Here is a 23,965-nt window from a genome sequence, read left to right on the forward strand (position 1 = left end):
ACGGGACCGGCGGGCGTGCGTTTACGTTAACGCGTTGGTGATTGGATCGACCGCGAAGTAGGCCACGAAAAGCAGCGACACAATCCACATCAAGGGATGAATCTTTCTGATGCCACCACCTGCGGCGTTCAGGGCAACCCAGGAGATGAATCCGACGCCGATACCGTTGGCGATCGAGTACGTGAACGGCATGACGACAATGGTGAGGAACGCGGGCAACGCCATCGAGAACTTGGTGAAGTCGATGTCGCGAACCTGGCTGATCATCATTGCACCGACCACGACCAGCGCCGGGGCCGCTGCCTCGATCGGCACGACCTCATACAGCGGGGTGAGGAACATCGCGGCCAGGAACAGCACACCCGTCACCACATTCGCCAGTCCGGTGCGAGCACCCTCGGCGATACCCGACGCGGACTCCACGAACACCGTGTTGGACGACGCCGAAGCACCGCCACCGACGACTGCTCCCGCCCCCTCGACGACCAGTGCGCGTCCGATGTTGGGGACGTTGCCGTTCTCGTTCGTGAGGCCGGCCTCCTTGCCGAGGCCGGTCATCGTGCCCATGGCATCGAAGAAGTTCGCCAACACCAAGGTGAAGACCAGCAGGCTGGCTGCGAGGACACCGATACGCGTGAAGGCACCGAAGAGGCTGACCTCGCCGACCAGGCTGAGGTCAGGAAGTTCGGCCAGCACGTTAGGAGCATCCGGGACACTGAGATTCCAGCCCTGGGGGTTCACACCCAGCGACGGTCCGACGCCGGCCACAGCCTCGATGATCGCGGCGAACACGGTCGTGACGACGATGCCGATCAGCAGACCACCGCGCACCTTGCGCACCACCAGAATGCCCATCAGCAGAAGACCGAACACGAACGTGACGGTCGGCCATGAGGAGATCGATCCGTTGATACCCAGGCCGACCGGGACGGTGGTCCCTGCGGCGTCAGGGATGCGGCGCACGAACCCGGCATCGACGAGACCGATGAAAGCGATGAACATGCCGATGCCGGCGGCGATCGCCGACTTCAGCTCGGGCGGAATCGCGTTGAACACGGCGGTCCGGAATCCGGTGAGCGCCAGTACGACGATGATGACACCGTCGATGACCACGAGCCCCATCGCCTCCGGCCAGGTGACCTGCGGCGCGATCGTCACGGCGAGGAGGCTGTTGATGCCCAGGCCCGCCGCGATGGCGAAGGGATAGTTGGCGACAACGCCGAAGATGATGCTCATCAACCCCGCCACCAGGGCCGTGACGGCGGCCAACTGGTCCACGGGGAGAATATTGCCGAGCACATCGGTCTTCGCGGCGGCATCCTCCGGGGAGAAGCTGCCGAGGATGAGGGGATTGAGCACAACGATGTACGCCATCGCTACGAACGTGACCACTCCACCGCGGATCTCCGTGCCTACCGTCGAACCACGCTCGGTGATCTTGAAGTAGTTGTCGAGCAGTCTTGGAGTCGTACCCATAATTCCCAATTCCTCGCCTGAAATCGCGGCCTGAAGTCGCGCACCGCCCATGGAGATTAGGGCACGCGGACAGGGGTAACGTTCAGCTCGTGAACGAGAACACAGGCCGCCCATCGCTCACTCAACGCCTCTCCGACCCGCGACCTGCGCTGATCCTGGGGACACTGGCGTGGGCAGCCGCGGCCGGCGTGGTGATTGTCACGGGCGACCGGTGGTCGAATGTGTTCCCGACAACTATCGCCGGCGTGGTCGTAGGGTGCCTCGGCTACGGATTGTTCACGTTGCAGAGGCGAGCGGCCCGTCGCGGCAGCCGTGGGGCACAGCAGGGACTGCTCTAGACCAACAGCAGGGACTGCTCTAGACCAACAGCAGGGACTGTTCTGAACCAACAGCACCGCACGCTCTAAGCGTTGGTGCCGTGATTGCGTCTGGATCGGATGCGACCGAACTGGGGACGTGTCGAGAAGATCCAGAGTGCCGCCCACAGCGCGCCGAACGCCCACCCCGCGAGTACGTCCGTCGTCCAGTGCGCAGCGAGATAGATCCGTGACAGACCGACCGCCAGCGTATACAGCAGCAGAAGGACGACAACCACGATCTGCACATGCCGGACCAGCACCACTCGGAGGATCACGGCAACCGTGACACAGATGAGGATGGCCGTCAGCATCGCGTGGCCCGAGGGGAACGAGTAGGTCGAGGTCTCGATCAGCCGTTCCGGGAGGGGTGGACGCGGTCTCTCCCACAGATTCTTGAGTCCTGTCATCACGGCGAGACCCGACAGCACGGCGCCAGACACGAGTAGGGCTTCTCGGCGGCGATTGCGAAGCAAGAGGGAGACGGTCAGGACTGCCGACGCGATCAAGACGGCGACGGTTCCCCCGGTGTCCGTGACGACGGACGCGACATCGATCAGCCACGCAGTACGGTCGGCGACCACACTTTCGAGGACGTTCTGATCAATCGACATCGGTACCACCCCACGTTTGCCCACTCCACGATCCGGAGCAGTGCGCGGTCCCACCTTCGTCCACCCACCACGGAACCGCCACCTCTGCTTCGATCGCGCCGGTCAGTCTCACAGTGAGCCGTGGATGGACGAATACGTTCCCCTCGGGGAGCGTGCGGCCGAGGGTCGCGAAGGCGAGCACGGCGGTGGGTTCTCGTTCGAACGACGACTCGCGTCCGGAACTGCTGACCGTTCCGCGGACCGCGGCGGAAGCGACAGGAAGGTCGAGAAGATCGGCGAGCGCATCGGCGGTCTCGATATCCCCGACCACAAGGCGCTCATGGGGCACGGCAGCGGCGAGCCAGGGCTTGTCCAGCACCAACGCTTCGGCCGGGTCGATCGGCGCGCCGGTGATGCTCCGTACGTGTTCGGGTAGCCGGAGGTCCTCGAGGTCGAGGACATGCGCGGCGACGGCGGCGGCGAGCAGCCCGTGAGCGCGCACGACCACCGCCGGGCTCGGCTCACGACGCGGATCCGCCAGCCGGTCGAGAAGCAGTTGCGCAAGGTCGAGCGAGTCGACCGTGGCGGGAGCCAACGATGCGGCGAATATTGCGGACTCGGGGTGGTCGACGGGATCGAGCAGGCCGTCAAAGGTGTCGTCCGCGGGCCCTCGGAGGAAGCCAAGAGCCTGATCACCCAACACGGCATTGTGGCGCAGCCACCACGCCGTGTAGCCGCCGCGGTCCTCGAGCAACGGACGAGTGACCGGATCGCCCGCGAGCATGGTCAACGCCCGTGACCAGCGGTTGTCGTCCACCAGATCCAGGTCTCGGACGGCCTCGATCGTGTCGGGGTCGTCGTCGAGCGTGTCCCACCACAGGTCCTCGTCGTCGAGATCATGGTCGGGACCGGTGGGAAGTTCGGCTCGCAGGACGGTGAACCCCCAGCCCACACCCACGGCCCGGAGTGCGTCTTCGCCTACCCGTTCGGCGAACGACGCATCGAGGCAGGAAAACGGCGAATCGTCCACCAGGACATCGGCGAGAGGTGCGCCGGGCAGCAGCAATTCATCCGCGCCGCGTAGCTCTCCGTCGGCCGACGGAAGGAGCAACTGTCCGAGCCACGACGGCAGCGTCCCGAGGTCAGCTCCTTCAGCGAGCGCCAGCACGGCGGAGGACAGCTCCTCGGCTGCCGCCGAATCCGTGTGGTCGAGGGCTTCGATCTCGTTCCGCAATGCCGGTTCGGAAAGGATATCGGCCGCGGTAGCGGTTTTCGCGCCGAGTCGCGACAGCAGGGGGTGTGCGGCATCGGGGTGCACGAGCCGCGTCCAGCCGACTCTCACTCCGCCTTCGATGTGTTGCCCCACCAACACTGTTCGCGGGCCGGTGACCGTACGACCGTCGGACAGCGGAACCGGGATCGAAGCCAGTTCTTCGGTAGCGATTGCGTCGACCGCAAGGGGTTCGAGCGCCGTGTAGAGTCGCCGCCACCAGTCGGGTTCGCGTTCGATGCCGCTGAGGAGCTCGGTGATCCGGGCCAGGCCGATGCGGTGGGTGTCGACGGCCGCCAGAGCATTCGACCACCGCGGCCCCGACAGATCCGGGACGACCAGACCGTCGACGATGTCGACGAGAAGTTCGCCCAACTCCTCGGTGAGCCCGGGTACGACCGCCGCCCGGCACGGTGCCCTGTCCTTGCCGCCCACAGTCGGCAGCCAAGGCTGCTCTCGGAGCTCGGCAACCACGTGTTCGCGTAGCGCAGAGTCCACTTCACCGCGCGCGAAGGCGGGGACGGGAATCATGGACACTCGTTGATCCGGCGGAATGGCGGCTACGAACTCGGCGTACCCGGACGCCACCGTCGCGATCGCGGTGCCCGGCAACACGCGTCGTCGATCGGGTTGCATGGCGATGTCGGCAACAAGGATCGCGGGGATCGACAGAGTCTCATCGGATCGGGTGGGTGCGCGCAACACGTCTTCGATGACCGGGGAGGCGACGCCGTCGTGGACCGGAACCAACCAGCGCGCACATCCGGACTCGTACTGCCACCAGCGGTCGTCACCGATCGTGATCTCGGTCAAACCCGAATCCAATGGGCGTTCGCTCCGACGAAACGTTCTGTCACCCACTGTGATCGAGACCAGATGGGGAAGTTCGAGCAGCAGGTCGGTAGCCTCGCGCGCCATGTAGGCAAGAAGTGACCCTGCCTGGACGTCGTCGCGCAAGGCCAACACAACCTCCGACTCGACTCCGGCGCAAGGACGCTTGTCCGTCGGCCATGCGAGTCGAAGTATCGGCACGACCGCTCCCGGGTCCGCTCCGTTGAAGGCATCGATAGCGGACCTGGTCCGCTCGGCGGAAAAGGAGATGGAACCGGATGTCGATCGAATCTCGATCTCGTCGCTCACCGAAAGCACGGCCGTGAACCCCACGCCGAAACGGCCGACCGCTCCCTCGGCCTTGTTCGACGCGCGCAACGCGACCAGCGACTGGACTCCCGGCTCGTCGAGAGGAGCGCCCGTGTTGGACACGATCAGAACGCGTCCGTCGAGGCACACCGACAGCTCACCGGGCACTTCGGCGCGGGCCGCGGCGTCGGCGGCATTCTGCGCCAGTTCGGTCAGCAAGCGGTCGCGGTAGCCGCCGCGTACCAAGTCGGACTCTGCGGCGACATCCTCACGGAGCCGGGTCGGGGAGGTGCGCCAGGCGAGCAGCGTCGAGTCACGCAGCGCACGGGTGCCGAATGGATCGGCTAGCTGGTCGATGCGGAATCCTCGGCCGGTTGGGCGGGTGCTTGCGCCTCTGCCTTCTCTACTACCTCGGGTTCTGCATCGTCGGCCACGGGTTCTTCATCGTCGGCCACGGGTTCTTCATCGGCCGCCACGGGTTCCGCATCGTCGGTCACCTGGGGTTCCGCATCGGGCTTTCCGACCACCTCGATGGCACCGTCGTCGTAGGCACCGTACTGCGGCGAACCCGCACCCGACGGGAGCGTCGTATCGGAGTGTGCTCCGCATCCGTACATCGCATCGACGACATGCCCGTCGGCGGCCATCTCGTTTCCACAGACCCCGAACGATGCACGCATCGAACCCGCAAGCGGAAGGAAGAACCCACACAACTCACAGGTTGACGGTGCGGCCTTGGCCATCTCGGAATTGGGGCCGAAGTCGCCATCGTGCCAACGCTGCGCCGCGTCGAGACGACCTTCGAGGCTCATCACCTGTCTACGGCCGAGGCCTAGTTCGAGTGCGACGTCATCGACCTCCGGGTCACCGCTCGCTACGTATCCAGGAACGAGTCGGGGGTCGCCGGCAGGAGGTGCCAGCAGATCGCCCGCGGACAGATCGCCCGGGCGAATGCGCTGATCCCACGGTATCCACGCGGGTGCAACCAACGCATCAGGTCCGGGGAGCAGGGCGATTTCACTGACGGTGGCTTGGTCCGAATCGGGCTCGGCAGCCACCACCACTACCCACTGCCAGCCCCTGTAGCCCGGAAGGTCGGCAACGAAACGGTGAGTCGCGGCGCACTCGTCCTCGGACACGACGTCCAGATAGTCGCCGACTCCCCCGTCCTGCAATTCGACTAGTGCGGCGCGGGCAAGCTCGACAGCATCAGCCAGTACCGGACGCACTACCGCGCGCTCGTCTGAAGAAGCAACACTCACACCTCCAGTTTGCCGCATCGCCGCAACTGTGTGCCCACTTGGGCTGTCATGCTTGTTCTATGGTCGGCCGCAGGAACCTCATCGCAGCGCTGTTCACGATGGCGTGGGTAGTCACCGCATGTGCCCCGCAAAGTCCCGCACTATCGGGTGTGTCCGCTACTGATCTTCGCGTCGAGATACTGCGGACCTTGGACCACGATCCGAATGCCTTCACCCAAGGGCTCGAAATCGACGGGCCCGACCTGCTCGAGGGAACGGGGCGACCCGGTGAATCGTGGATACAGGCAACCGATCTCGACAGCGGTGTCGTCCGTGCGAGAGCCGATTTACCGCCGCCGCTGTTCGGAGAGGGCATCACCGTGAGCAACGGCGCGGTTTGGCAGTTGACGTGGCGCGACGGCTTCGTCATCGTCCGGGATCGCGCCACGCTGGCCGAGCAGCGACGGATCCCGTTCGACGGTGAGGGATGGGGCATCTGCGCGTTGCCCGAGTATCTCGTCACGAGCAACGGCTCACCCACCCTCACATTTCGAGACCCGGTGACGTTCGAGCCCAGGCACACCGTCGAGGTACAGCGAGACGGTGTTCCACTGACCAATCTCAACGAACTCGAGTGCGCAGAAGACGGATCGATCTATGCGAACGTCTGGACGACGGACATCGTTGCTCGCATCGATCCTGCGGACGGACGGGTCACCGCACTGATCGATGCCTCAGCCCTGCGAGCTGCGCTTCCACCGGGCCCACGTCCCATCGACGTCCTCAATGGCATCGCCCAAATCCCGGGAACCGACCACTTCCTACTCACGGGGAAGTACTGGCCCCGCATGTACGAAGTGCGGTTCGTGCCGTCAACTGCTCAGCCCTGACGGGCTGAGCTTGCAGCTGTAACACCCCACTGGCTGTCAGGTGTCACGCCGCGCCAGGGACCGTTGACTGGGCCCGGTAGTCTTCGGCGGCTCGATACGCGATGTTGTGCGAGCCGATGATATCTGCGTGTTCAACGAAACCGCAGTCGAGACAACAGAACCGGTCCTGGTGGGGCCGGTTCTTCTTGTCGATATGACCACACCGGATACAACGGCGGCTGGTGTTGGCCGGATTAACCGACAACACCGGCACCCCCACCCGGGCGGCCTTGTAGGAAATGAAGGCCCCGAGTTGCGCGAACGCCCAACTCGAGTGGGTGGCCCGTTGGGGCTTGCGGAGCCGTACCCGTTCGCGGATGCCCGTGAGGTTCTCCAGGGCGATCCCGCGTCCGGTGCGTTCAGCCACGGCCACGACCTTCTTGGAAATTTGATGGTTGACGTCGGCGGCGAACCGGGCTTCCTTCCGAGCCCGCCGCCGCAACAACCGTTTAGCGGATTTGGTGTTCTTCCTTTGCAACGCCTGCCGCAGTTCCCGGTTGCGGGTGCGGCGGTCCTTCGTGCTGCCCCGCCCGGCGCGGCCGTCCGGGGCACCATCCCCGAAGGTGTCGATGAGGTGATCACCAAGTGTCCGGTCGGAGGCGACCGCGATGTTCACGATCCCCAGATCCACCCCGATCCACCCGTCCGGGGTGTTCAGATGCTCCCCGTGAGCCACCGGCGGGTCGGGCAGATCACACGTGGCGATCAGGTAGGCGGTCGGCTTCCCTGCCCGATCACGCTGCACGACGAGATCGGTTTCCCCCTTCCGGTAGTCACGGAGCATCGCCACCTGGTCGGGGTGCCCGACGAACCGCAGGTTCTTCACCCGCCCGTCGACCGTCCAAATCGACACCGTGCCGCCCCTATCGTCCGGGTCGTGCTGCCAGGACAGACACCGGTCATCGAAGGGTTGGGCCGCATCCGGGCGGAACCGGATCGGCGTGGACTCCACCCGCGCCCGGCGGCGGGAGCCTTTCGGCCCGTACCTGCCGTTGCGGAGGTTGGCCCGCAACGTGGTGTACGAATCAGCGACCTTCCGGATCACCGACTGCGCCACCTGGGCACCCAACCCACCATGCTCGCGGGCGGTGGCGTAGGTGACCGCCCGCAGATCACGTTTCCGGAACACCCGCTTCTCGTGCGCGATGCGAGCCACCAGGGTGGCGGTGTCATTGCAGACGGCCAGAGTGCGCACCACAGCATCGAGTTGCTGACCGTCCGGCAGCAACTTCACCCGCACCACCTGCTTCACACCCCGGACCGTAACAGCGGCCACCGACACCAACCCGAAACCCGAACCAAAACGGACGGAGAGGCCGCTGACCTACTCGTGCACGACCCACCAGAGGACGCGATTCCTCCCGGCCCTGAAGGACCGGGGTTCCTCGCTACGCAGCGCTGACATGCCGACCTGACCAGCATTGCCTGGGGTTGCCCGGTCACATTTCACCCGACTAGTAGAGAATTGACTTGTGACCGGACCGCGTGAACCCTACGACTCGGACGGTGGTTGGGATCCAGACGAGAAGGGCGGGCCCACCGCCCATCCCGGCTACGACAATTACCCACCCGCGGCCCGCGTCGGAGGTCGAAACTTGCCCCCCTCCGCACGGGTAGGAGGCCGACGCTCGCCGCTTCCTCCCCTTCATCCGGTCGGCAGCAACGAATCGCGCGCCCGCGACGAGGATGTGGCCGGCGCTCCCAAAGCGCCTCCGATGCCACGAAGACTCACGGTCACACGAGTCGCAGCAATGCGGAGCCGTGAACTCACCAACAAGGGGATCGCAACCTTTCATCGCGCAGCGAAGGCCGATGGCGCGGACAAGTCGGGACTGACCGCGCTCACGTACGCGGTAATGGCCAACTTCGCAACCGACGCCGCCATTGCGGTCGCCCTTGCAAACACCCTGTTCTTCTCCGCCGCAACGGGTGAGGACAAGACCAAGGTCGCCCTGTATCTACTGATCACGATCGCCCCTTTCGCGGTGATCGCCCCGCTGATCGGCCCGATGCTCGACCGGCTGCAGCACGGCAGACGCATCGCGCTCGCGACGTCATTCGGGCTGCGAACGGTCCTCGTGGTCGTGCTCGTTTTCAATTTCGACAGTTGGGTGCTCTACCCAGCCGCGCTGGGCATGATGGTGCTCAGCAAGTCCTTCTCGGTACTCAAGAGCGCGGTAACGCCGCGCGTATTGCCACCAGAGATCGACCTCGTTCGAGTCAATTCCAGGCTCACCGTGTTCGGCCTCATCGGCGGCACAATCGGTGCGGGCGCCGTCGCCGGCGGCCTGGCGCTCATTACCGGTTCCGTCGGCGCACTGTGGCTGGCGGCGATCATCACCGCGCTCGGCGCATACCTCAGCATGCGAATCCCATCGTGGGTCGAGGTAACCGAGGGCGAGGTCCCAGCCACCCTCACCTATCACGGCGACGAGGGGGCGACCGAGGTCCTCGATCGCAACCGAGCGCCGCAGTCGGGCATCTCGGCCACGACGAAGCCGAGCAAGCGCCGACAGCCGCTGGGCCGCGCGGTGATCGCCGGACTCTGGGGAAACAGCACCATCCGTGTCCTCACCGGATTCTTGACGTTGTACATCGCGTTCGTGGCGAAATCCCGAACCGACCACGAACCCCTCATGCAAGCAGCGATGCTCGCGCTCGTCGGCGCGGCCGCCGCGATCGGCAACTTCACCGGCAACGCAACCGGTGCAAGGCTCAAGCTCGGCCGCCCTGCGGTGATCGTCCTGCGATGCACGACTGCGGTATGGATCATCGCCGTCATCGCTGCCGTTACCGACAACCTGTTGACGGCAGCGCTGGCCACCCTCGTCGCATCGGCGGCCAGCGCGCTGGCCAAGGTATCGCTGGACGCGTCGCTTCAGCATGATCTGCCTGAAGAATCCATTGCTTCGGGATTCGGACGATCCGAGACTGTTCTACAGCTGAGCTGGGTGGTCGGTGGTGCGCTCGGTGTCCTGCTGCCTACCGAATACTGGATCGGGTTCTCGGTGGTGTCGGCCGTCATGACCCTCGGACTCGTCCAGACCATCCTCACCTATCGTGGGAATACTCTCCTGCCAGGGCTCGGTGGAAAACGCCCTGTCTTGGCGGAACAAGAAGTGGCCGACTCTCACTCGGCCCACCACCGGACCGGCCGATCGACGGGAAGTATGAAGTAAGTGAGCATGCAGTCGCGTACCAAGAAGATCCTGACATTGTTATCGGTGGGGCTGGTGGTGGCCCTCGTGGCCTTCGTCGGGGTCATCTACACGCTCGTCCGCAACTCGCCGGACCGATTGCCGGAAATCACGGCGTTCGCGCATGACCGAACCGAACGCGTATCTCCCCTGGCGTATTGCAACCTCTACCTCGAGGACTGCCAGAGTTTCGGCGTCACCGAACTCGACGTCCCACCTGGCTACCCCTTGCAGTTGTCACTTCCGCCGGAAATCGTCGACGCGCCGTGGCGGATCTTCGCCCTCTACCAGGATCCTTCGGGGGCACCCGTCATCTTGCAACAGGCATACCGCGCCGGCGAGAAGCGCGCCGTGACCGTGCCGTCGTCCGAGGAACTGCAACTGGCCGGCGTCGAGATTCAGTTGCCTTCAGCCGTCGTGGACCAAGAGGGGCTCCCACACGCCCGTGCGGTCTGGTCGATCAAGACAGCCTGATCGCGCCTCCGGCCGGAGATCGCCTGCAGTGCAGAACTCGGGTCAGCTGTCGAGTTCGCGGGCGACGGCGCGAACCACTTCGGAGATGCGCTGGGCCGTCTTGCGGTCCGGGTACTTGCCCCTGCGCAGATCTGGCTGAACCTTCGCCTCGAGGAGTGTGATCATGTCCTCGACCATGCCGTGCAGTTCGTCCGGCGTGTGTTTCTTGGCTGCAGGCTCCTTGCGCGCTGCGTTCTGGCGCACCGACGGTGCCGGGTCGAGAACCTTCAGGCTCAGCGCCTGGGGGCCGCGCCGTCCGGCAGCCATACCGAACTCGACACGCTGACCGGCTTTGAGGCCCTCGACGCCTGCGGGCAGAGCAGACGAACGCACATAGACGTCCTCCCCCTCGTCCTGCGACAGAAAACCGAATCCCTTTTCGACGTCGTACCACTTCACCTTGCCGGTCGGCACCGCGTTCACCCGCTCATCCCTTGAAGTGCGCTTTTGTTGCACTGGTATGCAGTATGTCGTTGCACTGGTATGCAGTTCGCAAAACAGCGCGCCCCACCTCTGGTGCGGGACGCGCAGCACTCACAGTCTACCTTGCGCAGGCCCTATCCATCATTCGAGTTTTGCAGGAACTATCGTTGCAAGTTGTGGCCCACGAATCGACGCATGAATCGACACCCGGGAGCACGGCTCGCCCGACTCGGATCGGCGACGCCTTCCTGCGGGTCGCACTCGTCCTCTTCGCGGTCGGTTTCGTGGCCATCGTGGCCATCTTCCTGACCCCGATCTTGTCCGGCAGCGAGCCTGGACTCGCTCTCTATCTCGTCGCCCTCGCGTGTCCTGTCGGATTCTTACTCGGAATCGTCGCGGCCTTGCGGCAGGGCAAGCGGGCGCGCTGACGATCCTGTGCGCCGCGCGGGGGCACCGAGCCGTAAGTACCGAGCCCTGGCACCGAGCGTGACACTGAGCCGAACATCAACCAAGGGGGACCATCATGAGACTGTTGCTCAACATCATCTGGCTGCTGTTCGGCGGCCTGTGGCTGGCGCTGGGGTACTTCGTCGCCGGCATCATCTGCTGCATCCTGATCATCACCATCCCGTTCGGCATCGCGTCGTTCCGCGTGGGCGTGTATGCGCTGTGGCCGTTCGGCAAGACCGTGGTCGACAAACCGACGGCCGGAGTGGGTTCGCTGATCGGCAACGTCATCTGGCTCATCGTCGCGGGACTCTGGCTCGCGATCGGGCACCTCGTCTCTGCGATAGCAATGGCGATCACCATCATCGGCATCCCCTTGGCCGTCGCGAACCTCAAAATGATCCCCATCTCCCTCATGTCCCTCGGCAAGGACATAGTCGACGCACGTTGATGATGTGAGCTTTCTCACATAACGACGCGATAACGAAGTTCTGGCAGTCCGATGAGAAAGTCGCAGCATCGCCCCTAGCTGCGAAGAGTCTGCCCGCGCCCGAACGGAACTCGATAACGGACCGAGACACGTTGCGTTATCAAATAGTGACATCGAGGCTTTGTCCGATTACGGTCATCACCGGCCGAGGAACATCGGCCACGTCCGACCCGCCGCGCCAAGCCTCGTCCCGCGGGTATCGGATTCCCAACGAAGCATTCCAGGGACGAGGACGGGGGACCCAAGGTCCTCCTGGAGAACGTGAGTTCTCGGATGGACACCGGTTCGAATGTGCAACACACACTCGAACCTTGGGGTGAAGCCAGACGCTCTCGCGCACGCGAGAGATCAGGCCGGGCGACCTCTCAGCCCGAACCCGACAGCTGACCTCGCAGGCGCGTGTGGAGAGGATCTCGACCACAATGAGCGGACGCCATCGCAAACCGAGTAACACCGGCCGCAATGTCGCCAAGGTCGCCGTCACCAGCGCGATCATGGGTGTGGCCGGAGCAGCCTTCTCTGGCACCGCAAACGCGGCGCCCGATTCCGACTGGGACCGTCTTGCGCAGTGCGAGTCCGGCGGAAACTGGGCCATCAACACCGGAAACGGCTACCAGGGCGGCCTCCAGTTCTCACCGACCACCTGGTCCGGACACGGCGGAGGCGAGTACGCCGCCACCGCACACCAGGCCACACGCGAACAGCAGATCGTCGTCGCCGAGAGGGTCCTCGAATCCCAGGGCTGGGGCGCATGGCCGTCCTGTTCCTCGAGCCTCGGTCTGACGAGCGCGCCCACTCAGCGCACCGCACCCGAGCTGGTGCGCGAGGCACCCGAAGCGGTCGAGACACCCGAGGCCGCCCCCACCGCCCCCGTGGGCCCCATTCTCGCCGACCTCATCGAAACTCATCCCGCTGCACCGCAGATCGCAGATGCCATCGACAACGCGATCGACGCAGTCCAGGCTCAGGGCTTCCACATCGATCCCCAGATCCTGCAGTTCGTCAACGCGAACAAGGCTCTGCTCCCGAAGTAGATTTCCCAGAAACACAAGAGTGGCCCTGCACTGAATCCGGTGCAGGGCCACTCTTGTGTTTCTGGGTCAGCGGTTGATCACTGTGTACGGATGTGCGTACGGCAGCGACTCCACCGGCAACGGGAACTCGGTGTCCTCACCGAACGGCGACAGCCCTCCCGCACGGGTCGACGACAGCTCGGTCACGGCCTGATCTCCATCGGCGGTCTCAGGCCACCCCGGGTCCACGTACTGATTCTTCGCATTGTTAGCCACGGGGTCATTTTGACAGGAGAGCGTGGCGACGTACAGCCCAGGTCTTTGCAACAGGTGCTCGGCTCGACACGAACAGCAGATTCTCGCCCCGCTCGGTGACCACTTTCTCGCCCCGCTCGGTGACCACTTTCTCGCCCCGCTCGGTGACCGACTTCTCGAGAACTAATCTAATAGTCGATGACCCATACCGACGACGCCACCGCAAGCACCACCGCCGCTGCCGATCCGCGCGACGTCGGTAGCTTCGCGGCGTGGTTGGCCGCGTTCAGCGATGCCGAGTTGACTGATCTGTTGCGCAAGCGCCCCGATCTTGCGGTACCGCCACCTTCGACTGTCGCCGTTCTCGCCGGACGCGCCGAACAGCGGGCCTCCGTGGCACGTGCAGCAGACGATCTCACGACCCTGGACTTCGGCATTCTCGAACTCCTCGCCCTAGAGCACGCGGACGAGGTCGGGGTGTCACGAACCCAACTGCAAGAAGCCGTGGGGTCTCGGGCGACGAAGAAGGTCGTCGACGCCGCCCTGAGAACACTGCGGATGCTGGCACTCGTCTGGGGCGACAAGACCACCCTTCGCATCGTTCCCGCGGTGGTGGCCACCATCCCGTGGCGCATCGGGCTGGGCGCCCAGCCCACCGAGGCGCTCGACGAACCCACGATCACCGCGGCGATCGGCGGGTTGCAGCCCGTCGAGAGCGAAATACTCGAGACGCTGTCGAAGTCGAGTCCGATCGGGCGCACCAGGGACGCCGCCCCCGGAACACCACCGGACAGACCAGTCCAGCGACTCCTCGCAGCCGGGTTACTCCGACGGATCGACGACGAGACCGTCGAACTGCACCATCAGGTGCGGCAGGTCCTACGCGGAGAGGCAGTCTTCGACGTCACATCACTCACTCCGCCGAAGGTCGCGGGACGCGAGCACAAGCCTGCCGATGTCAATGCCACTGCGGCAGGCGAGACACTCGAACTGGTGCGCCATTGCGAAGACGTCCTCGAGGCACTCGGCGAGGCCCCGGCTCCTGCGCTGCGAGCAGGCGGCCTCGGCGTCCGTGAACTGCGGCGCATTTCCAAGACGACAGGCATCGACGAGAACCGGTTGAGTCTCTTGGTGGAGCTCCTGTCGGCTGCCGGGCTGATCGCCCGCGGTATCCCCGACCCCGTACCAGCGGTTGATGGTGGGGAGAGCTACTGGGCCCCGACCACAGCCGTCGACAATTGGCTCCACGCTCCGGTTGCGAGGCGCTGGCACTCTCTTGCCGAAGCGTGGCTGGCGTTGCCCCGCATGGCCTGGTTCATCGGGATGCGCGACGCCAACGACAAGCCGGTGGCGGCGCTCTCCGACGAGGCGCGGGCGCCGTCCGCACCCCGCGACCGGCAGGCGATCCTCGGGCTCTTGGCCGAGCTCGACAGCGGCCAGTCGGCGGGCGCCGTGGAGGTCAGCCGACTGCTGGCCTGGCGTCGTCCACGCTGGGGCGCCCGACTTCGGGTTCACGCGGTGGCGCGCACGCTCGACGAGGCCGCAGCGCTGGGGCTTATCGCACGCGGGGCCCTCAGTTCGCCCGGCCGGGCTCTGCTGCACGGAGGCGACGCCGAGGGCGAGATGCACTCGTGCCTTCCCGAACCCGTCGACCACGTGCTCGTACAGGCCGACCTGACCGTGGTCGCGCCGGGTCCGCTGACTCCAGACCTACTCGAGCAGATCGCACTGGTCGCGGACATCGAGTCGGCGGGCGCGGCATCGATGTACCGGATCAGCGAGGCCAGCGTCCGACGTGCGCTCGACGTCGGGATGACGGCAGCGGAGCTCCACAGCCTGTTTTCCACACGGTCACGCACGCCCGTTCCGCAGTCGCTGTCATACCTGATCGACGATGTTGCGAGACGGCACGGACGATTACGGGCCGGTGTCGCGTCGTCCTTCGTCCGCTGCGAGGACCCGGCATTGCTCGCTGAAGTCCTCGCCTCACCTGTTGCCGCTTCCCTGGCTCTGCGGGCATTGGCACCAACCGTGGCGGTCTCGCAGGCACCGCTGCGTGCGGTACTGGACGAATTGCGGGCAGCAGGCTTCGCTCCCGCGGGTGAGGACGCGTCGGGCGCGCTCGTCGACCTTCGCTCTCGTGGCGCGCGCGTCATGAACCGCCGAAAGGCTGCGGCCTACCGAACGCCGGCCGTCCCCACCGATGCCCAACTCGCTGCAGTGGTGCGAACTCTGCGGGCAGGCGATCTCGCGGCATCGACCAAGGGCTCCGATAGTGTTCGCTCCGACGGTTCGCGGGCAGGCAGTGCGGCAACCGTCGCCCTCCTCGCCACCGCGGCGCGCGAGCGGGCCAGTGTCGCCATCGGCTACGTCGATGCCCAGGGCATCGCGTCCCACCGCGTCGTCGAACCCGTAACCGTCGGAGGTGGCCAACTCGACGCGTTCGACCCTGCGAGCGGCAGTGTCCGGCAGTTCATGCTCCATCGCATTACTTCCGTCACCCGGGTCGACTGACTCGACTGTGGGGGTATCTGGCATCTCGTCGGGTGAGTGTCGTGGCGCCGCGGCGCACATATCAGGACAATGGACAAGCTGACTACATCCGTAGATCGCACACGAGGAGGCTTTACGTGACCGACGGACCGTTGATCGTCCAGTCCGACAAGACCCTGCTGTTGGAGGTCGATCACGAACGCGCGAACGACGCCCGCCAGGCGATCGCGCCGTTCGCGGAACTCGAGCGCGCTCCCGAACACGTGCACACCTACCGGATCACTCCCCTGGCACTGTGGAATGCACGGGCGGCCGGTCACGACGCCGAGCAGGTGGTCGACGCGCTGGTCAACTACTCCCGATACGCGGTCCCACAGCCATTGCTCGTCGACATCGTCGATACGATGGCCCGCTACGGTCGCCTGCAACTGGTGAAGAACCCCGCCCACGGATTGACCCTCGTCAGCCTCGACCGCGCCGTCCTCACCGAGGTCACGCGGCACAAGAAGATCGCGCCGATGCTCGGTGAACGCGTCGACGACGACACCGTCATCGTCCACCCGAGCGAGCGAGGCCGCCTCAAACAGCTACTGCTCAAAGTCGGGTGGCCGGCGGAAGACCTCGCCGGATACGTCGACGGCGAGGCCCATCCCATCGACCTCGATTTCGACGGCACGGGGGCTGGGTCCGTGGACGGCCGCTGGCACTTGCGCGACTACCAGAAGATGGCCGCAGACTCGTTCTGGGCGGGCGGGTCCGGCGTCGTCGTTCTCCCTTGCGGCGCGGGCAAGACGATGGTCGGCGCGGCGGCGATGGCCAGGGCGAAGGCCACCACCTTGATCCTGGTCACGAACACAGTCGCCGGACGGCAGTGGAAGCGCGAGCTAATTGCGCGCACCTCACTCACCGAACAAGAGATCGGCGAGTACTCGGGTGAGCGCAAGGAAATCCGTCCGGTCACCATCGCCACGTATCAGGTGATCACCCGGCGTACGAAGGGCGAGTACAAGCACCTCGAGCTGTTCGATTCCCGAGACTGGGGGCTGGTGATCTACGACGAGGTCCATCTCCTTCCCGCGCCGGTGTTCCGCATGACCGCAGACCTGCAATCACGGCGGCGGCTCGGCCTCACCGCAACCCTGGTGCGTGAAGACGGTCGCGAAGGCGACGTGTTCTCGCTCATCGGACCCAAGCGGTATGACGCCCCGTGGAAGGACATCGAGGCGCAGGGATGGATTGCCCCCGCCGACTGTGTCGAGGTGCGGGTGACGCTGACAGATGCCGAGCGCATGTCGTACGCCGTCGCCGAACCCGACGAACGCTACCGACTGTGTTCGACCGCGCACACCAAGATTGCGGTGGTGAAGTCGATCCTCGAGCGGCACACCGACGCACCGACTCTGATCATCGGCGCCTACCTCGACCAGCTCGACGAGCTGGGCGAGGCCCTCGGCGCCCCGGTGATCCAGGGCTCTACCAAGACCAAAGACCGGGAAGAACTGTTCGACAAGTTCCGCGCAGGTGAGATCAGAATCCTCGTGGTCAGCAAGGTTGCCAACTTCTCGATCGACCTCCCGGAAGCATCAGTCGCCGTCCAGGTCTCGGGGACGTTCGGTTCACGACAAGAAGAAGCCCAGCGGCTCGGGCGGCTGCTGCGCCCCAAGCACGATGGCGGCCAGGCTCACTTCTACTCGGTGGTGGCCCGTGACACCCTCGACGCGGAGTACGCCGCGCACCGACAGCGCTTTCTGGCCGAGCAGGGATACGCCTACCGAATTACCGACGCCGACGACCTGTTGGGTCCAACCATCGGGTGACCGACGGTCGCCACACCCGAGGGCCCTAAGCTGAGCCCGTGCGACATTTCGAGTTCACCGTCGACCGACCCTACGCGAAGTCCGTCAACCAGACCTGGGCCGATATGCGACGCCTTCAGGTGGCCGCGATCATCGTGGGGTTGGTGTTCGCAGCTGCCGCGGTTGGTCTGATCCTGCTGGCCGAGCCATGGACGATAGTCCTCGGCGTCCTGTCTGCGATCGCCGCCCTCGCGTCTGTGTGGGTGGCGCTGTGGGTGCCGAGGAAGGTGGGGAGCATCGAGGACTTGTACGCGAAGAGTCCACTGGTGCCTGCGGTCGTGTCCGAGATCCACCCGCGAGCGATGACACTCCTGTCGCTGATCGACATCGCGAAACCCGGTACGCGCGCGCCGTTGTACGCGCTGGTCACCCGCAACGTTCCAGTTCCTGCCGGTCGGAAGCGCAGCGTTGGCGACAAGGTGCCGTCGGTCGCTCTGCTCAGCGACCGCCGTACCCACAGTGAGGCAGACGCGTGGGAGATGGTCAGCCCGATGCCAATCGAATGGGGCACCCGGGACGCCGCCGTGCACTCTCGAGCGACCAGTGCGATCGATCAGGTCGAGTGGGACTTCCTACGGAGCCGAATCGCCGAGTCGAAACAGATTCGGACCAGCCCCGACCAGCGAGTCATCTTGTCCGAGAGGGAACTTCCAGAGAACCTACGTTGAGCAGCTGGCAGCGGGCCAGCCGTCGACGGGCCGCCGCGGGTCGTCGGCCAGCAGGCCGGCCATCCAGGTATCGCGACGGACGCCACGCTGCACCAACCCTGCCCGCTGAACTCCCTCGAACCGAAATCCCACCCGCCGGGCGACCGCCGCCGATGCCCGATTGCCGACGAACGCGCGCCAGTCGATCCGTTCCAACGCCATTCCATCGGACCGAAAGGCGAAATCGCACACCAGCCTCATCGCGGCTGTCATCAATCCCCGCGATCTCGCTGCGGGCGAGAGAAAGTAGCCGATCTCCCCTGCGGTGGCGTCTCTAGCACCGAGACCGATCATTCCCACCACGGGCCCATCCTCTGATTCCCGAAGTGTCCACGTGGGGCTCCGATCCGACCAGCCAGAGGGCGCCGTGTGCCGGACGAAGCGCTCTGCGTCCAAGCTCGTGTAAGGCGCGGGCAGGGTCGTCCACACGGCGATGGAACCGTGTTCGCACACCGCGCAGATCTCATCGATGTCGGTCGGCACCGGTGGTCTCAACCAGACCTTTTCGGAATTCAATGCGACGACGAACATGCTTGCCTCTCCATGCCCGTGCGGATTCGGAATGTTACTACAGCGCGGGCAAGACTTCCTGCTCGAACAGTTCAATGCCTGATGTGTCATATGCGGCTTCGGGGAAGTAGAAGATGCCGTACGTCATTCCCTGCTTCTCCAAGGAGGACAACTTCTCGACAATCTGTTCCGGCGTTCCCACGGCCGGCAACCCCCGGAACGCCGCAAGCGATCCCTCGGCGGCGTCGGCACCGACGTAGGGCGTGAGGCGCTGCTTCAGCGTCTCCAACCGCTGCTCGACCTCGGCCTCGGTGGCCCCGATCGCGACGTTGTAGTTGGCTGATCGCACAATGGCGTCGAAGTCGGTACCGACGGTGTCGCAGTGCCCCCGCAGCAGTTCGGACTTGCGCGCGAACGTTTCAGGGGTTCCGTCGAAGTTGGTGTATTGGGCATACTTCGCCGCGATTTTCAGCGTCACCTTCTCGCCACCGCCGGCAATCCACAGCGGAATACCGCCTTCCTGCAACGGACGCGGCCGCACGATCGCACCATCGACCTGATAGTGCTTGCCGTCCAAGGTGGCCGAACCCTCGGCCCAGGCCTGGCGCATGATCTGCACACCCTCATCGAGCCTGCCGAGACGTTCTCCGGCCGAGGGGAATCCATACCCGTACGCCCGCCACTCGTGCTCGTACCAGCCTCCGCCGATCCCCATTTCGATACGGCCGCCGGAGATGATGTCGATGGTGGCGGCGACCTTCGCGAGGTACGCCGGGTTGCGGTAGCTCATCGCAGTACACATCTGCCCCAGACGCACCCGAGAGGTGACCGCCGCAAGAGCGGACATGAGTGTCCACGCCTCGTGCGTTGCCTCCTCTGTGGGAACGGGGACGGTATGGAAGTGGTCATAGACCCAGAGCGAATCCCACGACTTCTGGTCGGCACGCAGCGCGATATCGCGCATCACCGACCACTGATCCGCGGGGTCGATACCGACCAGATCCAGTCGCCAACCTTGAGGGACGAACAATCCGAAGCGCATGAGAACGAATGTACCTACGTTTTCCACTCTTGACCGGTAGGGGAAGTTTCGACCGGCTACCGCTGATCCCTGTATCCACGACCGATTCCTCAGTCGATCAAAGCCCGGGCAAACGAAGCTAGGATTATCGGCATGGCTGTAGCCGAACTGGCGGACGAGTTCGAAGCTCACCGTCGGCATCTGCTTTCGGTCGCCTACCGGCTGACGGGAAGTGTCAGTGACGCGGAGGACGCGGTGCAGGAGTCGTGGCTCCGACTCCATGGTGCGGATGCCGGGAGTATCCGCGACCTTGCAGGCTGGCTCACCACAGTGGTCGGCAGGATCTGCCTGGACCGGTTGCGTTCGGCCGCGGCGCGGCGGGAACAGTATGTCGGCCAATGGCTTCCGGAGCCGATCGTCACATCGTTGTCTCCGTCCCGCGAACCCGATCCATTGGAATCCGTTGTCCAGGAGGAAGACAACCGTTTGGCGGCCCTGATCGTGCTCGACACGCTCACTCCGCAGCAGCGGGTCTCGTTCGTCTTGCACGACGGGTTCGGCGTGCCCTTCGACGAAGTGGCGAGCATCCTCGGTGTCGAAGTACCTACTGCGCGACAGCTCGCCTCGAGAGCACGCAAGGCCGCTGCTGAAGCCGCCCCTGCCGTTTCCGACCAAGAACATGCCCTCGCCGTGCAACGTCTACTCGACGCCATCTCTGGCGGGGACGTCGACGCCGTAGTCGCAGCGCTGCACCCAGATGCCCTGGTCATCGGCGATGCCAACGGCACCACCAGCACCACCAGCACCGCGATCAACATAATCCGTGGTGCAGACAAGACCGCGCGCTTCTTCCTCGGCCTCGCCCGGCTCTACGGGCCGGAGTGGTTCACGACCATCCGGCCCGTCCTGGTGAACGGCCAGCTCGGCGGCTTACACAAGGGAATCACCGGTGAAGGAACTCGCCGAAGTTCGCCACCACGAGTCAGCGCGTTCACCGTCAGGGACGGTGTCGTCTACGCCGCCTACGACATTGCGAATCCGGAAAAGTTCGGCGGGATCAGGCTGGGCCCTTCATGACCCCGGCCCCTTCATGACCGTGGCGTCGCCGTCCGCCCACGGCACGCGGCACGAATCGGTACTGAATCCCTGCTCCGTGATGCCCAGGGCCGAGTACATTCGGGCCCGCATGTTCTCCAACCCGATCTGATAGGAAAGCTCGATTACGCCGTCGCGCCCGAACCGGCGCTCGAGATCCTCGACCTGCTCGTCGGTGACCTCTGTGGGTGTCGCGGTCATTGCATCGGCATATGCGATGGCCGCGCGCTCATCGTCGCTGTACGCGGGCGAGTCCGCGTAGTCTGCGATGTGCTCGAGTCGCTCGACGTCCAATCCCTCGAGACGTTGCAGCATCGTGCCGAAGTCCACGCACCACGAGCAGCCGATGGTCCAGGCAACACGGTAGATGGCGATCTCACGCACGTGCGCAGGGAGCACGGTCGACGCCTTCTGGACCGCCATCTCGTGGCGAGCTGACGCGACGAACAGCTTGCGGTGGTGGGCGAGCACGGTGAACGGCTCGGGCACCTCGTCGAACTTGTGGGCCGCGTACTTGTACGCGACCTTGACCAACGGGCCGGCGTCGGCCGGGGCCATTGCGGGAATGCGCGGCATTGTGTCCTCCATCGTCGTCGGCCGCCTTTTGCGCGCCGTCTATAGATAAGGACGAGATAGCCTCGCCGAACGTGACGCGGCCAGCTGTGCCACCCCGCATCACACCGACTACGCTGCAGTAATGCCCGAAACGCCGCGCAACCGCACCGCTGCGCGCTTGCAGCCGTTCACGTCCACCATCTTCGCCGAGATGACTGCGCTCGCGGTCAGCCACGACGCCATCAACCTCGGCCAGGGATTCCCGGACAGCGACGGGCCGGTGTCGATGCTCGACACTGCACGCCAGGCCATCGCCGATGGCTTGAACCAGTACCCGCCCGGCCCGGGCATGCCGGTGCTACGTCAAGCCGTCGCCGCGGACCGGCTGACTCGATACGGTCTCGACCATGACCCCGATTCGGAGGTGCTGATCACCGTCGGCGCCACCGAGGCAATCAGCGCCGCGATTCTCGGCCTCGTCGAGCCGGGTGAGGAAGTGGTGCTGATAGAGCCGTACTACGACTCCTACGCGGCCTCGGTCGCGCTCGCGGGTGCGGTGCGGCGCAGCGTGCCGCTGGCCCGCTCGGGCACGGAATTCGTCGTCGACCTCGACGCTCTCCGGGCCGCCATCACTCCGAAGACGAAGATGCTGGTGGTCAATACCCCGCACAACCCCACGGGAACGGTCTTCACCCGGGAAGAGATCGGCGCCATCGCCGAGATCGCCTGCGAACACGACCTGCTTGTTCTTACCGACGAGGTGTACGAGCATCTGGTCTTCGACGGACGGACGCACACTCCCCTGGCGACACTGCCGGGGATGTACGAACGCACCGTCTCCGTCTCTAGTGCCGCGAAGACGTTCAGCGTTACCGGATGGAAGATCGGCTGGGCATGTGGTCCGGCCGAACTGGTCACGGCGGTGCGCACTGCGAAGCAATACCTGTCTTTCGTCGGCGGCGGACCGTTCCAGCCCGCCATTGCCCACGCATTGACGTACGAACAACAGTGGGTGAAGGGACTGCGGAACAGGCTGCAGGCCAAGCGCGACGTGCTCTACGACGCGCTCGCAGGAGCCGGTTTCGACGTCTTGACGGGCGGCGGCACGTACTACCTCTGCGCCGATATCACCGCAATAGGCGAGCACGACGGTATCGATTTCTGTCGCACACTTCCCGAGCGTATCGGCGTCGCGTCCGTACCGGTCAGCGTGTTCACCGACCAATCGCAGCCGTGGAACACCCTGGTGCGCTTTGCATTCTGCAAGCAAGACCACGTACTCGAAGAGGCCGGACGACGACTGAGAACCCTCGGGGCCTCCTGATCGTGACCGCACGCACCATCCCCGCCGATTTCGTGCAGCGCGCGCTCGAAATGTCCTCGCGCAGCGGGCTGGACCTGTCGCCCGCGCTCTCTGCGGCGGGCCTCACGACAGCCTCCCTCTCGGACCCTCTGGCCCGATTGACTCCGGCGCAGGTCACAGCCTTCACTCAGGCGGTCTGGCAGATCACCGATGACGAATTGTTCGGACTGGGCCCGGCACCCGTCCCCCGCGGCACCTTTCGGCTGGTGTGTCTCGCGCTGATTCACACCGAGAATCTGTCGGCGGCCCTCGAGCGGATGGCCGACATCCTCCACGCACTGCCGGCTCTACCCGCGTTGCACATCTCTTCCGGACCCAACGGCGGGACACGGATGAGCATAGATATCCGCCCCGCCGCCTCGATGCAGACCGAGGATCCCGACCTGTCGCTCGAGGCCGCTCGGCTCATCACCGACTTCCTGCTGATCCTGCTCCACCGTTTCGCCGCATGGCTCGTGGGCAAGCGGGTGCCACTGCTGGCAGCAGAACTGCCGTATCCAGCTCCGGTCCCGCGTCTCGCCGAGAACTACGATCACATCTTCGGCATCCCCGTCCACTTCGATTCCCGCATCCCCGCAATAGAATTCGACAACGCCGTGATGCGTGCACCGATCATTCAGAACGAGCAGACACTCGAGAACTATCTCCGCGAGTCACCCACCCTCCTGATGTCCGAGCGGGACTACGACAGCTCGGCGTCGGCTCAGGTACGGCGCGTGCTCGAACTCGGGCTCAAGGGCCGCACATCCACCGCCGAGGACATCGCTCAGATGCTGTCGATCAGCGTGCCGCATCTTCGACGCCTCCTCCGTCAGGAGGGAACGTCACTCAACCAACTGAGAGAGGAAGTCCTGCGCGACGCCGCCATCGCCGGGCTCCGGCGCGGCGAGACCGTAGAGGATCTGTCGGCACGGCTCGGCTTCTCCGAGTCCAGCGCGTTCCGCCGTGCGTTCAAGCGCTGGACCGGCGGTACGCCGAGTTCCTACCGTTGACGCACCCGGCCGACACACGCATCCGGAGTA

Annotated in this window: 23 protein-coding genes and 1 riboswitch; of the genes, 13 read left to right on the forward strand and 10 right to left on the reverse strand. The window is 65.0% G+C overall.

All coding sequences use genetic code 11. The features are described from left to right. Positions 1 to 21: 21 nt before the first annotated feature. Positions 22 to 1,476 (reverse strand): NCS2 family permease, encoded by a 1,455-nt coding sequence (locus BFN03_RS13865; protein WP_070380925.1) that lies wholly within the window; start codon positions 1,474 to 1,476, stop codon positions 22 to 24. Positions 1,477 to 1,565: 89 nt separating this feature from the next. Here BFN03_RS13865 and BFN03_RS13870 point away from each other — a divergent pair, with 89 nt between their 5' ends. Further along, positions 1,566 to 1,814: a DUF2530 domain-containing protein gene (locus BFN03_RS13870; protein WP_070379490.1), complete on the forward strand. Its 249-nt coding sequence runs from the start codon at positions 1,566 to 1,568 to the stop codon at positions 1,812 to 1,814. Positions 1,815 to 1,879: 65 nt separating this feature from the next. On the opposite strand, the gene BFN03_RS13875 is transcribed toward BFN03_RS13870, so the two are convergent. The 3 genes from BFN03_RS13875 to BFN03_RS13885 all read right to left on the reverse strand — a co-directional run bounded on the left by BFN03_RS13875 (position 1,880) and on the right by BFN03_RS13885 (position 6,115). Continuing rightward, positions 1,880 to 2,446, reverse strand: coding sequence for a phosphatase PAP2 family protein (locus BFN03_RS13875; RefSeq protein WP_070379491.1), 567 nt, complete (start codon positions 2,444 to 2,446; stop codon positions 1,880 to 1,882). Further along, positions 2,436 to 5,054: a sacsin N-terminal ATP-binding-like domain-containing protein gene (locus BFN03_RS13880; protein ID WP_442971848.1), complete on the reverse strand. Its 2,619-nt coding sequence runs from the start codon at positions 5,052 to 5,054 to the stop codon at positions 2,436 to 2,438. The genes BFN03_RS13875 and BFN03_RS13880 overlap by 11 nt, the downstream gene beginning before the upstream one ends. A gap of 125 nt (positions 5,055 to 5,179) precedes the next feature. Further along, the gene (locus BFN03_RS13885) at positions 5,180 to 6,115 is read right to left on the reverse strand and encodes a DUF3027 domain-containing protein (protein ID WP_084385625.1); all 936 of its coding nucleotides are present in this window, start codon (positions 6,113 to 6,115) and stop codon (positions 5,180 to 5,182) included. Positions 6,116 to 6,156: 41 nt separating this feature from the next. On the opposite strand from BFN03_RS13885, the gene BFN03_RS13890 reads away from it, so the two are divergent. Further along, on the forward strand, positions 6,157 to 6,966 hold the full coding sequence (locus BFN03_RS13890) for a glutaminyl-peptide cyclotransferase (RefSeq protein ID WP_070379493.1): 810 nt from the start codon (positions 6,157 to 6,159) through the stop codon (positions 6,964 to 6,966). Positions 6,967 to 7,009: 43 nt separating this feature from the next. On the opposite strand, the gene BFN03_RS13895 is transcribed toward BFN03_RS13890, so the two are convergent. Then, a complete protein-coding gene (locus BFN03_RS13895) occupies positions 7,010 to 8,257 on the reverse strand; it encodes an RNA-guided endonuclease InsQ/TnpB family protein (protein WP_070380926.1) in 1,248 nt (415 codons plus the stop codon). 220 nt (positions 8,258 to 8,477) lie between these two features. Here BFN03_RS13895 and BFN03_RS13900 point away from each other — a divergent pair, with 220 nt between their 5' ends. Both BFN03_RS13900 and BFN03_RS13905 read left to right on the forward strand, forming a co-directional pair. Continuing rightward, positions 8,478 to 10,184 carry an MFS transporter gene (locus BFN03_RS13900; protein WP_070379494.1) on the forward strand — a complete coding sequence of 569 codons (1,707 nt, stop codon included), beginning with the start codon at positions 8,478 to 8,480 and terminating at the stop codon, positions 10,182 to 10,184. A gap of 6 nt (positions 10,185 to 10,190) precedes the next feature. After that, positions 10,191 to 10,676, forward strand: a complete 486-nt coding sequence (locus BFN03_RS13905) for a DUF2771 domain-containing protein (RefSeq protein ID WP_070380927.1) — start codon at positions 10,191 to 10,193, stop codon at positions 10,674 to 10,676. Between the two features lie 42 nt (positions 10,677 to 10,718). Here the strand turns inward: BFN03_RS13905 and BFN03_RS13910 are convergent, their stop codons facing one another. Further along, positions 10,719 to 11,129 carry a cold-shock protein gene (locus tag BFN03_RS13910; protein ID WP_070380928.1) on the reverse strand — a complete coding sequence of 137 codons (411 nt, stop codon included), beginning with the start codon at positions 11,127 to 11,129 and terminating at the stop codon, positions 10,719 to 10,721. Between the two features lie 185 nt (positions 11,130 to 11,314). Here BFN03_RS13910 and BFN03_RS13915 point away from each other — a divergent pair, with 185 nt between their 5' ends. The 3 genes from BFN03_RS13915 (at position 11,315) to BFN03_RS13925 (ending at position 13,109) form a co-directional block, all read left to right on the forward strand. Further along, the gene (locus BFN03_RS13915) at positions 11,315 to 11,566 is read left to right on the forward strand and encodes a hypothetical protein (RefSeq protein ID WP_070379495.1); all 252 of its coding nucleotides are present in this window, start codon (positions 11,315 to 11,317) and stop codon (positions 11,564 to 11,566) included. A gap of 95 nt (positions 11,567 to 11,661) precedes the next feature. After that, the gene (locus tag BFN03_RS13920; RefSeq protein ID WP_070379496.1) at positions 11,662 to 12,036 is read left to right on the forward strand and encodes a YccF domain-containing protein; all 375 of its coding nucleotides are present in this window, start codon (positions 11,662 to 11,664) and stop codon (positions 12,034 to 12,036) included. Positions 12,037 to 12,279: 243 nt separating this feature from the next. Then, a riboswitch (cyclic di-AMP (ydaO/yuaA leader) is annotated at positions 12,280 to 12,489 on the forward strand. Positions 12,490 to 12,497: 8 nt separating this feature from the next. Next, a complete protein-coding gene (locus BFN03_RS13925) occupies positions 12,498 to 13,109 on the forward strand; it encodes a resuscitation-promoting factor Rpf1 domain-containing protein (RefSeq protein ID WP_070380929.1) in 612 nt (203 codons plus the stop codon). Positions 13,110 to 13,175: 66 nt separating this feature from the next. Here the strand turns inward: BFN03_RS13925 and BFN03_RS13930 are convergent, their stop codons facing one another. Continuing rightward, entirely contained in the window at positions 13,176 to 13,364 is a 189-nt protein-coding gene (locus BFN03_RS13930; protein ID WP_070379497.1) for a hypothetical protein, read from the reverse strand. A gap of 177 nt (positions 13,365 to 13,541) precedes the next feature. Between BFN03_RS13930 and BFN03_RS13935 the strand changes: the two genes are divergently transcribed. From BFN03_RS13935 to BFN03_RS13945, 3 genes are all read left to right on the forward strand, one after another. Then, complete coding sequence (locus tag BFN03_RS13935) at positions 13,542 to 15,857, forward strand: helicase-associated domain-containing protein (RefSeq protein ID WP_070379498.1); 2,316 nt, start codon at positions 13,542 to 13,544, stop codon at positions 15,855 to 15,857. Positions 15,858 to 15,973: 116 nt separating this feature from the next. Next, positions 15,974 to 17,653 carry a DNA repair helicase XPB gene (locus BFN03_RS13940; protein WP_070379499.1) on the forward strand — a complete coding sequence of 560 codons (1,680 nt, stop codon included), beginning with the start codon at positions 15,974 to 15,976 and terminating at the stop codon, positions 17,651 to 17,653. Positions 17,654 to 17,691: 38 nt separating this feature from the next. Further along, positions 17,692 to 18,360 (forward strand): DUF3239 domain-containing protein, encoded by a 669-nt coding sequence (locus BFN03_RS13945; protein WP_070379500.1) that lies wholly within the window; start codon positions 17,692 to 17,694, stop codon positions 18,358 to 18,360. Here BFN03_RS13945 and BFN03_RS13950 read toward each other — a convergent pair. Together BFN03_RS13950 and BFN03_RS13955 are read right to left on the reverse strand one after the other, a co-directional pair. Next, on the reverse strand, positions 18,352 to 18,930 hold the full coding sequence (locus BFN03_RS13950; RefSeq protein ID WP_070379501.1) for a GNAT family N-acetyltransferase: 579 nt from the start codon (positions 18,928 to 18,930) through the stop codon (positions 18,352 to 18,354). The genes BFN03_RS13945 and BFN03_RS13950 overlap by 9 nt on opposite strands. Positions 18,931 to 18,967: 37 nt before the next feature. Further along, positions 18,968 to 19,951: an LLM class F420-dependent oxidoreductase gene (locus BFN03_RS13955; RefSeq protein WP_070380930.1), complete on the reverse strand. Its 984-nt coding sequence runs from the start codon at positions 19,949 to 19,951 to the stop codon at positions 18,968 to 18,970. A 132-nt stretch (positions 19,952 to 20,083) separates the two neighbouring features. On the opposite strand from BFN03_RS13955, the gene BFN03_RS13960 reads away from it, so the two are divergent. Further along, a complete protein-coding gene (locus BFN03_RS13960) occupies positions 20,084 to 21,007 on the forward strand; it encodes a sigma-70 family RNA polymerase sigma factor (RefSeq protein WP_070379502.1) in 924 nt (307 codons plus the stop codon). Here the strand turns inward: BFN03_RS13960 and BFN03_RS13965 are convergent. Then, on the reverse strand, positions 21,002 to 21,601 hold the full coding sequence (locus BFN03_RS13965; protein WP_070380931.1) for a carboxymuconolactone decarboxylase family protein: 600 nt from the start codon (positions 21,599 to 21,601) through the stop codon (positions 21,002 to 21,004). The genes BFN03_RS13960 and BFN03_RS13965 overlap by 6 nt on opposite strands. Before the next feature lie 121 nt (positions 21,602 to 21,722). Between BFN03_RS13965 and BFN03_RS13970 the strand changes: the two genes are divergently transcribed. Together BFN03_RS13970 and BFN03_RS13975 are read left to right on the forward strand one after the other, a co-directional pair. Further along, on the forward strand, positions 21,723 to 22,904 hold the full coding sequence (locus BFN03_RS13970) for a pyridoxal phosphate-dependent aminotransferase (protein WP_070379503.1): 1,182 nt from the start codon (positions 21,723 to 21,725) through the stop codon (positions 22,902 to 22,904). A gap of 2 nt (positions 22,905 to 22,906) precedes the next feature. Continuing rightward, positions 22,907 to 23,935 carry an AraC family transcriptional regulator gene (locus BFN03_RS13975; RefSeq protein ID WP_070379504.1) on the forward strand — a complete coding sequence of 343 codons (1,029 nt, stop codon included), beginning with the start codon at positions 22,907 to 22,909 and terminating at the stop codon, positions 23,933 to 23,935. The last annotated feature ends 30 nt before the right edge of the window (positions 23,936 to 23,965 follow it).

The organism is Rhodococcus sp. WMMA185, assembly GCF_001767395.1.
GTDB lineage: Bacteria > Actinomycetota > Actinomycetes > Mycobacteriales > Mycobacteriaceae > Rhodococcus_F.

Bases quoted from the DNA above. Each gene is read 5' to 3' on its own strand.
- BFN03_RS13920 (WP_070379496.1), top strand. From the start codon at position 11,662: ATGAGACTGTTGCTCAACATCATCTGGCTGCTGTTCGGCGGCCTGTGG.
- BFN03_RS13965 (WP_070380931.1), bottom strand. From the start codon at position 21,601: ATGCCGCGCATTCCCGCAATGGCCCCGGCCGACGCCGGCCCGTTGGTC.
- BFN03_RS13905 (WP_070380927.1), top strand. From the start codon at position 10,191: ATGCAGTCGCGTACCAAGAAGATCCTGACATTGTTATCGGTGGGGCTG.
- BFN03_RS13970 (WP_070379503.1), top strand. From the start codon at position 21,723: ATGCCCGAAACGCCGCGCAACCGCACCGCTGCGCGCTTGCAGCCGTTC.
- BFN03_RS13955 (WP_070380930.1), bottom strand. From the start codon at position 19,951: ATGCGCTTCGGATTGTTCGTCCCTCAAGGTTGGCGACTGGATCTGGTC.
- BFN03_RS13935 (WP_070379498.1), top strand. From the start codon at position 13,542: ATGACCCATACCGACGACGCCACCGCAAGCACCACCGCCGCTGCCGAT.
- BFN03_RS13875 (WP_070379491.1), bottom strand. From the start codon at position 2,446: ATGTCGATTGATCAGAACGTCCTCGAAAGTGTGGTCGCCGACCGTACT.
- BFN03_RS13885 (WP_084385625.1), bottom strand. From the start codon at position 6,115: ATGCGGCAAACTGGAGGTGTGAGTGTTGCTTCTTCAGACGAGCGCGCG.
- BFN03_RS13865 (WP_070380925.1), bottom strand. From the start codon at position 1,476: ATGGGTACGACTCCAAGACTGCTCGACAACTACTTCAAGATCACCGAG.
- BFN03_RS13890 (WP_070379493.1), top strand. From the start codon at position 6,157: ATGGTCGGCCGCAGGAACCTCATCGCAGCGCTGTTCACGATGGCGTGG.
- BFN03_RS13925 (WP_070380929.1), top strand. From the start codon at position 12,498: ATGAGCGGACGCCATCGCAAACCGAGTAACACCGGCCGCAATGTCGCC.
- BFN03_RS13950 (WP_070379501.1), bottom strand. From the start codon at position 18,930: ATGTTCGTCGTCGCATTGAATTCCGAAAAGGTCTGGTTGAGACCACCG.
- BFN03_RS13960 (WP_070379502.1), top strand. From the start codon at position 20,084: ATGGCTGTAGCCGAACTGGCGGACGAGTTCGAAGCTCACCGTCGGCAT.